The 8,547-nt window shown below is 39.0% G+C and carries 6 protein-coding genes and 1 pseudogene; 3 read left to right on the top strand and 4 right to left on the bottom strand.

Annotated features, from left to right (window positions below; genetic code table 11):
• Positions 1 to 126: 126 nt before the first annotated feature.
• Positions 127 to 267, top strand: a pseudogene (locus tag QOW94_RS06530) (aggregation-promoting factor C-terminal-like domain-containing protein); the annotation flags it as partial.
• A gap of 379 nt (positions 268 to 646) precedes the next feature.
• Entirely contained in the window at positions 647 to 1,951 is a 1,305-nt protein-coding gene (locus QOW94_RS06525; protein WP_283679486.1) for a nucleobase:cation symporter-2 family protein, read from the top strand.
• Positions 1,952 to 2,014: 63 nt separating this feature from the next.
• On the opposite strand, the gene QOW94_RS06520 is transcribed toward QOW94_RS06525, so the two are convergent.
• A complete protein-coding gene (locus tag QOW94_RS06520) occupies positions 2,015 to 4,165 on the bottom strand; it encodes a YhgE/Pip domain-containing protein (RefSeq protein WP_283679484.1) in 2,151 nt (716 codons plus the stop codon).
• A gap of 18 nt (positions 4,166 to 4,183) precedes the next feature.
• On the bottom strand, positions 4,184 to 4,876 hold the full coding sequence (locus QOW94_RS06515; protein ID WP_283679482.1) for a D-alanyl-D-alanine carboxypeptidase: 693 nt from the start codon (positions 4,874 to 4,876) through the stop codon (positions 4,184 to 4,186).
• 130 nt (positions 4,877 to 5,006) lie between these two features.
• Between QOW94_RS06515 and QOW94_RS06510 the strand changes: the two genes are divergently transcribed.
• On the top strand, positions 5,007 to 7,166 hold the full coding sequence (locus QOW94_RS06510; RefSeq protein WP_283679480.1) for a YhgE/Pip domain-containing protein: 2,160 nt from the start codon (positions 5,007 to 5,009) through the stop codon (positions 7,164 to 7,166).
• Positions 7,167 to 7,499: 333 nt separating this feature from the next.
• Here QOW94_RS06510 and QOW94_RS06505 read toward each other — a convergent pair whose 3' ends face one another.
• The gene (locus QOW94_RS06505; RefSeq protein ID WP_283679478.1) at positions 7,500 to 7,790 is read right to left on the bottom strand and encodes a hypothetical protein; all 291 of its coding nucleotides are present in this window, start codon (positions 7,788 to 7,790) and stop codon (positions 7,500 to 7,502) included.
• Entirely contained in the window at positions 7,783 to 8,061 is a 279-nt protein-coding gene (locus QOW94_RS06500) for a DUF2089 family protein (protein ID WP_283679476.1), read from the bottom strand. The genes QOW94_RS06505 and QOW94_RS06500 overlap by 8 nt, the downstream gene beginning before the upstream one ends.
• Positions 8,062 to 8,547: the final 486 nt, after the last annotated feature.

Genomic DNA, 8,547 nt, shown 5'->3' with positions numbered 1-8,547 from the left:
ATTGGCCTTGATGATGGCTAATTTTTCTTATTTTTTACTGATAAAAGAAAAACTGGATCATATTTTTCAAAAAGTCATGAAAAATATGATCCAGTTTATTTATTGGCGGGACTTATGTCCCGGCCTCGTTACCAACTAAGTCGGGCGTACCTTCATGGTGATTACTCGAAGGCAAACCAGGAAAAGACGGCTGATCGTTATGTGAAGAACCGTTACGGTAGTTGGTCAAATGCTAAGCGTCATTGGCTATCATATGGTTGGTACTAAAAAATAAATAATTTTAAAATCGTCCGAAAACGGACGATTTTTTTATTTGAATGAGTTTTTTTGCGGTTTGTCTAGTTTTGTCTCAACCACAAGGGTAAGATGAATACTGGCTCTGACCTATCCCCATGGCGTTCAAGGTCATTATAGGTGGTGATTATGAGTTTTTACATTAAATAATTTTCCGAGACTAAATCAAAGATTATTCCGTTAAGCTTTTCTCCCTGTTTCACGTAATTTAACGCCGTTTAAATTTGATTGTTCGTAAAAGCAGAACTTTATTTTGACTATGTAAGCGGAATATTCGTAAATTGTTTTGATTTCTCATTTTTTCCATGTTATCATTTATCTATTCTAAAAAATCTATGAAAAGGTGGATATAATGAGTAATCCTTCTGCTACAAAGAAAACCTCACAGGTCAAAAACGCAATTCTTGGGTTCCAACACTTGCTTGCCATGTACTCTGGTGACATTTTGGTTCCATTACTGATTGGTGGGGCGCTCAAGTTTAACGCCGTTCAGATGACTTACTTGGTTTCAATGGATATCTTCATGTGTGGAGTCGCAACTTTACTTCAAATCAGAAGAACTCCCTTAACTGGAATTGGGTTACCAGTTGTTCTTGGATGTGCAGTTGAGTATGTTGCTCCACTTCAGTCGATTGGAAATAATTTTGGTCTTGGCTACATGTACGGCGGTATTATTATTGCGGGTCTGTTTATTATCGTTGCCGCTAAGCCATTTGCAAACCTTCGTCGGTTCTTCCCACCAGTTGTTACGGGATCATTAATTACTTTGATCGGGTTTACATTGATGCCAGTTGCTTTCCAAAACTTTGGTGGTGGTGATACTGCTGCTAAATCATTTGGTGATACAACCCATTTACTCCTTGGTACAGTTACTGCTCTTATTATTATTGCTTTGAATATTTGGAGTAAGGGATTCATCAAACAAATTTCAATTTTGATTGGAATTATTTTGGGAACGTTATTAGCAATTGCTTTAGGCACAATTAACTTCAAATCAGTTGGTCAGGCTCACTGGCTTCAATTGCCACAATTCTTTTACTTCTCAGCTCCTAAGTTTGAATGGTCGTCAATTGTGACACTGATTTTAGCAGCGTTAACTTGTATGATTGAATCGACTGGTGTTTATTTCGCCCTTGCTGACATCACTGGTCGTGAGCTTAAGAGTAAGGACCTCGAACATGGTTACCGTTCTGAAGGATTGGCTGCCATTCTTGGTGGTTTGTTCAACACCTTCCCATACTCAACTTTCTCACAAAACGTGGGGATCGTTCAGCTGTCAGGAATTAAGAAACTAGCTCCAATCTACTATTCAGCCTTCATGTTAATGATCATTGGGTTGATTCCAAAGTTTGGTGCTGTTGCTACGTTGATTCCAACCTCAGTACTGGGTGGTGCAATGCTCGTTATGTTCGGGATGGTTGGTGCCCAAGGAATCAAGATGTTATCTCAAGTTGAATTGAATGGTAGAAACTTACTTATTATTGCTATTTCAGTTGGTCTAGGAATTGGGGTTACTACCCAACCAACCTTGTTCCAATACTTGCCATCATCAGTTCAAGTTATCATGAGTAACGGAATGGTGATTGGAAGTTTCACCGCCGTTATCTTGAACATTCTGCTTAACCACACTGGGTTAAAGAATATTGTTGAAGACTAATAATTAAGCTATAAATTAAAAAGCTGTCCATCCGTATAGGTGGGCAGCTTTTGCTGTTTCTAATCACAATTGAGATTCCTCAAAACCTTCTTCAAGAGCTGTTACTGGCTTTTTAAGCAGCCGTCTGAAGATTGGGGTTAAGAGCACCATAATGACACCAAACAGTCCTAAAGTTAACATGTCGGAGAAGTAGACTGACCAGATTGGCCCAGCTATTGCTTCCCTAAATGCACCAATTGCGTAGGTGAACGGTAGGAATGGAGTGAAGGCTGTAAGACCCTTAGGAATGACTTCCAGTGGGTAGAGCCCACCAGTTCCAAAGATTTGCAAAATCATTAACAGCACGGCGATCACTTTCCCAGCGTTCCCGAATGAAAATACCAAACTAAAGATTATCATCGTAAACACGAGCGCTGTAAATAAGTCGATCCCAATAAAGGCGAACAGACTACGAGGCCTAATTCCCAGAAGGACGATTTCACCAAACCAGGTGATGAACGTTTGGGTGAATGCAATTGATAGGTAAAGTAAGAACTTTCCACCATAACTATGATAAGGATGAAGGGTATCTTTTCGTTGAGCTCGTTTTTGTTCAGGATATTTCCAAGCAATAATTGTTGTTAATAACAAAATCCCGATCCAAATTGACAGAACTGTGTAAAACGGTGTTGCTCCGTAGCCAAACAGCCCCATATTATACAATTCTTTAGTCTGTAACTTGACTGGTGATGCGAGGAAATTAGCCACATCGGGGTTCTTTCCCAGCAGATTGATAACTTTGTCTAGATTCTCATCTGTAAGAAAGTTCAGTTGATTATCCAAATCTGATAATTTGGTTTTTATCTGGGCTAACTTTGCCTGCATCGTATTAACCCGCGATATGGTTAGATCACTGACGGAGTCACCGGCTTTCTGGATTGCCTGGAGTTCTGGGATTACGCTCTTAAGGGAGTTGATGACGTCTGAATTGTTGTCTGTATCTTCATTTGTTGAATTACTGATTGAATCGAGGCCATCCTCAACGGTGTTTGAATCAGCCGCCGCCGAGGATAAGGTCCTGTCGAGCTGGTCATTAAGCCGGTTTATTTTGGCTTGGAGCCTTTTTACCTCTCCCTGTGAGTTACTTTGCTTCAGTTGTTTTAAGTAGCCTTGCTGAGCCTTTATTTGCTTTTTGGCACTAGCAAATTTACCAATTAGGTTATTCCCCCGGTTAGTAGGGATAATTGAATTAACGACGTCAAGAACTCTAAGGCCGTCATTCAGAACGTTTACTAGGGAGTTGCTTGCGTTGACGGCGGTTGTTACCTGGGGTCGAATTAAATTGATTGAATTGCCCGCTGCTCCAACTCCGCTAATTGCTGACTGGAATGAATCGGTTTGGCCTTGAATCGAGTTGAGTGCATTACCTAGTTCATTTTTAGTTGAACTAATGCTGTTCTTGGTAGTGGTCAATAATTTTTGCTGCTGAGTTAGGATGTCACTAAGATTATTGATCTGACTTGAAACCTTTGGAATGTCATTTTTGACAGCGTTTAGGTATTGTTTGACGTGACTGGCGTTGCCATTGACTTGGTTTAACTGCTTACTTGTCTTTTTAATTTCGTTGATTGAATCAAGCAATGTGGTTTTGATCCCAAGAATTTGCGGTTTGCTAGATGAGATATCTGCCCCAACATTATTGAGTTGTTTTAAAACTAGTTTGCCACTAAGCTGGGTGAAATTAGTTCTGATTTGGTCGGTCAAAGTTGTCTTGGCCTGACCAGTAATTTTAGTTGCCGCTGGGTTTAACTTTTCGTTAGATTTATAAACGATGGTTGGTTTCTGTGGGCTGTCAGTCGTTAGGGTCGCTAATCGACTAGAAAAGTCGCTTGGGATTTCAATCAGGGCGTAGTATTTACCCTGGTTGAGCCCGTTATTACCGTCCCAGTCGTTAGTTATAACCCACTTAACGTCGTGATTGGTTTTAAGTTTATTGGTGATCTGCTTACCAACGTTCAGATTTTTACCCTTGATAGTGCTACCTTCATCACTATTGACGACTGCGATGGGTAACCGGCGGATGTTTGCAGTTGAATATGGGTCCCAGGATGCTTTGATGTTTAGGACAGCGTACGTTGCTGGTACCAAACAGAATGCGAGGATGGTTATCCAAACTGGTTTGCTATGAATTATTTTTTTGATGTCTTGTTTGAATAAGTCGAAGATTGTTTTCATTCGGGGCCTCGTGATAGTTTAGGGTAGAATGTTCAAAATTGATTGAATCACGTCGTAGATTTGATTGTTTATTTCGTGGATGTTCTTGGTAGTTTGGTAAAGTTTGTCGATTCCTGATTGAACCAACTGAACCATTTTTGTGCCATCTTCTTTGATGATTTTGGCGATTTCTCTGATTTTAGCTGCGTCTGCTGAGTTATCCACTTTATTGGCTAGGCCAGTCAAGTCGCTGACTACTGACGAAATGGTAGCGTGTTTGTCGACGGCTTCAAGAAGTTTAATTAAGCCCTCGCGATTTTTAGTTGAGATTGACTTAATTAGGGAAGTAATTCGTCTCAAATCTGCTTTTTGCTTAGCAAAATTGAATGTTTGAACTAGGTTGCCACGCCAGATCCAGCCGCGAACTTTTCCGTTACCGTTCTTTACATAGTAGTAAACGGCTTTGTTACCGTTGGCTTTGCGGACAGTTGCTGATTTGTAGGTATAGAATGTTGTCCGTGGATAATTGTCGGCGTTATGCGCCTTTTTCGTTAAATGAGCGGTAGTATAGAGATAACCGCTCACCGCTTTGTTAGTTGTTTTCGATAACTTGTGGGTCGATAAAATTGTTGCTCCACGTTTTTTTGCCGAAACATTAGTCGATAATCCTATCGTAACCACTGAAAGTAACATTGCAATAATAATTTTGGTTGTATCTTTTTTTGTAACCAAATTGTTCACCCCGTTGTAATATATTTAAAGCTATTGTTAATAGTTAACATATGCATTACTATATAATATATCCCAATTTTGAATTGGACAAGACTCTTTTGAAAGGTTTTTAAAGAAGAGGTTAAAATCAATGATTAGTAACATCCGCAAAATATATTTACGTGATCTAAGAGCAATCTTTCATCATAAAGCAGCGTTCATTACCATATTAGCACTGTGTATTCTTCCAAGCTTATATACATTGGTCAATGTTGGCGCGATTTGGAATCCGTATAGCACTAAAAAGACTGAGCAAATTCCGGTTGCCGTTGTTAGTGAGGATAAAGGGGCTAGCCTTGACTCGAAGCAATTGAATTTTGGTGACCAGGTCATCAAATCAATGAAGGACAATAAGCAAATTGGTTGGAGGTTTGTTGATCGAAAAACAGCTGATACAAAATTACGGAGTGGTAAGTACTACGGCGAAATTATTTTACCAGCTGATTTTTCAAAAAAATTAACGAGCATTGCTTCTTCAAATCCTGAACGAGCAAATGTGATTTTTAAGACTAACACTAAAAATAGTCCAATGGGGGTAAAAATCACCGAAACGGCGGCTGAATCACTGACGACTGAAATTAAAAATAAGTTTATTTACCAAATCAGTGAGACTATTTTTTCGTATTTAAATAATGCGGGGACGAAATTAAATAGTAAGAAGTCGGAAATTTTACAACTGAAGGATATGATAGTCGCCCTTGGGGATGGTATGGATCTAGCAACCGATTCACTCAATACGATTCAGGATACCGCCAATGGAATGGCGACAGCCTTAACTTCGTTGAATGCAGTTAACCAAGCAGCTGAAAGTAACAATTCGCTGCAGGCAATTGCTGATGGTGGTACCAGTAGTCTGAGGAATGCAAGGAGCAGCCTTAATTCCGCATCTGAAGTCGTTAATGATAATTTGAAACAATTAAATACAAGACAGCAACGGGTTGGGGAGTTGGTTGACCAGATTAGTTCAGCAAGTACTCAACAGGGTAAGGCTCGGTTAAGTGAAACAGCTAGGAATTTAAAAACTGAAGTGAGTGTGCTGAAGGGTCAGACCAAGGCTTTGTCTGCGTTCTTAGGAGCGTTTGATAGTAAAAACCAGTCAGTTAATAATATGAAAAAGCAATTAAGTTCACTTGATGGCAAGTTAAGTAGCCAAGAGGCGAATATTCGCTCGCTGCAGAACTCTTTGAATGGTTCAAATCAAAATCTTCAAGCTGCAGTTGCTAGATTAACTGCAAGTAATCGGCAAATATCAAATAGGATTAGCAGTAGTTTGATTAGCAATAACCAGCAAGCCAAGGCTGCAATTGATCAGATGATTGCAAGCTCAATTGATAGTTCCAATAAGGCCAGCGCCATATTGGGCAGTGTTGGTAGAATAAAGCAGTTAAATAGTGAAGCTACTAATAATGCAATTTCAAGTAATAAATTGATTGCTGACTCAGCTGGCAAGCTATCTTCACGGCTGAATGAATCTCGAAAACAAATAGAAACAATCAGTAATAAATTAAAGTTGACTGATAACAGTGATATTGCTGAAATCATCAATGTGTTACAGAGTAACCCAACATTGATTGCTGGTGACTTGACGACATTGTTCAACGTTAAGTCGGAATCAATTTACCGAGTGGCCACTTTTGGTGAGGCTTTTGCTCCCAGTTATATGGCATTATCGATCTGGGTTGGTTGTACGATGCTGATTGCTGTGTTGAGAACTACTGTTCCAGACAGACGGCGATTTAGACACGTTAGTCGTCATGAGGAATACTTTGGGAAAATGTTGATCTTTTCGACGATTTCATTAGTTCAAACGGCGATCATTATCACTTCAACAATTCTGGTTCTCCATGTTCATATCGCTAACCTATTCGTCATACTAATGACAGGGTTATTTGTTTCGTTAGCATTCTCAACCCTGATATATACAGCCGCCTCGGTGTTTGGAAATCTTGGGACGGCGATGATGGTTATGTTAGTGGCTCTCCAATTAGCTGGTAGTGGGGCGATGTATCCAGTCCAGCTAAATCCGCTTGTCTTTAGAATATTGCAACCACTGTTTCCATTTACGTATGGAGTGGGGGCATTCCGTGAAGCAATTGGTGGAGTTAATATTGAGAGCATTGGTGTCGATTTCTTCATTCTTGGTTTGATGTTCTTTATTGCCATTTTTATTGGGGTGGTATTGAAGGTTAGAATCAAGCGAGTGTCGGATAAATTAAAACGGGCGTTGGAGGATACGGGAATTGGTGGATAAAAAAGTGAAAGCCAAACAGAAAATCTGTTTGGCTTTCACTTTTTATTATTTAGTTTGCTTATTAAGATAAAAATGGGCTACACACAGTAGCTGTCGCAACTGGCTCCACCATTGTTTGAGTCAGTAAGGTTACTTGTATCCAAATATGATTTTGGGATGATCGAAGTACCCACATGACGGAAACATAAATTTGCTTTCAAATTTACGAAGATTTCTTGTGGTAACTGGTACTTTTGTCCCAGACTCTTCCTACGAATAGTCAAGCCTCTTGTTTATGTAATAAAAGCACACTTGATAAGCATGTCTATTATATAAAGCATCACCTAAAACAGGCTATTTTTTTCGTGACAAATCTTTAGCTTGCATTTTTTCAATTTCTTTGCGGGCTTTTTTCTTCCGGTCTTCCAGAGCTGTTATCCATATTCCATTTAAAACTACTTCTCCAACAATTAACACCGTCAGTGTGGATAGTAATGACTGCCCTTTCGTGATGATGATATAAACCATTAATATCAGAAAAAAAATTCCTGGAATTGCTCCAAACCACTTTGGCAAATATCTATCTAGAATATAAAAGAACGCTACAACCAGCATACCCAATAAAAGTCCTTTAAAATCACTCATTTTTTTCCTCCTTGAAGTCCTTAATAATTTGTTTTGCTAGGTCTAACGATAATTTTTCATCAATTACCATTTGCATAATCTTGGTTTCAAATGTACTTGTATCGTTTTGCTCAATCAAATCAATCTTTTGGATGATTTTATCCAGCCTCATTCTGACTGTGGGGTAACTTACTTGATACACCTTTGCTAACTGCTTTAAAGATCCAGAAGCTTGTACTAACTGTTTGACAAACTCTTGATCTGCTTGATCTAGTGCTAAAAACCAGTTCATGTTTTCCACCTCTTTTTTAATATTATTTATTTTATTTTAACATTGTTAATAATAAATGTAAACGCAAGAAAATATTATTAATATGCAAATACATACTAACCGACTTTTTTATGTAGCAATCGTTCACAGGTGTTGCCATTCAATTCAACCTGTATCCACCCCAACCAATGGTAAAATTATTAACCTTAAATAGGTACACCACAAAATATTGATATTTGCTACTCGCTGTATCAATCAGGTTTGAGAGCCATTATTCATCCTCTTAGTTAATGTTGGTTTTGCGGGGGTGGGACAACGAAATCTAAGATATCTGAAGCACTCCTGAAAGTGTTCAGAAATTCAGCTTTGTCCGTCAACGTAAATAAAAGCCGTCATGAGAAAGAGCACTCATAACGACTTTTACTATTAATATTATCAATTATTTGGATAGAGTGGCCACACACAGTAGCTGTCACGACTGACTCCACTACGTGTTCGTCAGTAAGT

The organism is Lentilactobacillus sp. Marseille-Q4993, assembly GCF_951230165.1.
Classification (GTDB): domain Bacteria; phylum Bacillota; class Bacilli; order Lactobacillales; family Lactobacillaceae; genus Lentilactobacillus.
The sequence above is the reverse complement of the archived record's forward strand: the minus strand, read 5'-3'. Positions and strand labels throughout refer to the sequence as shown.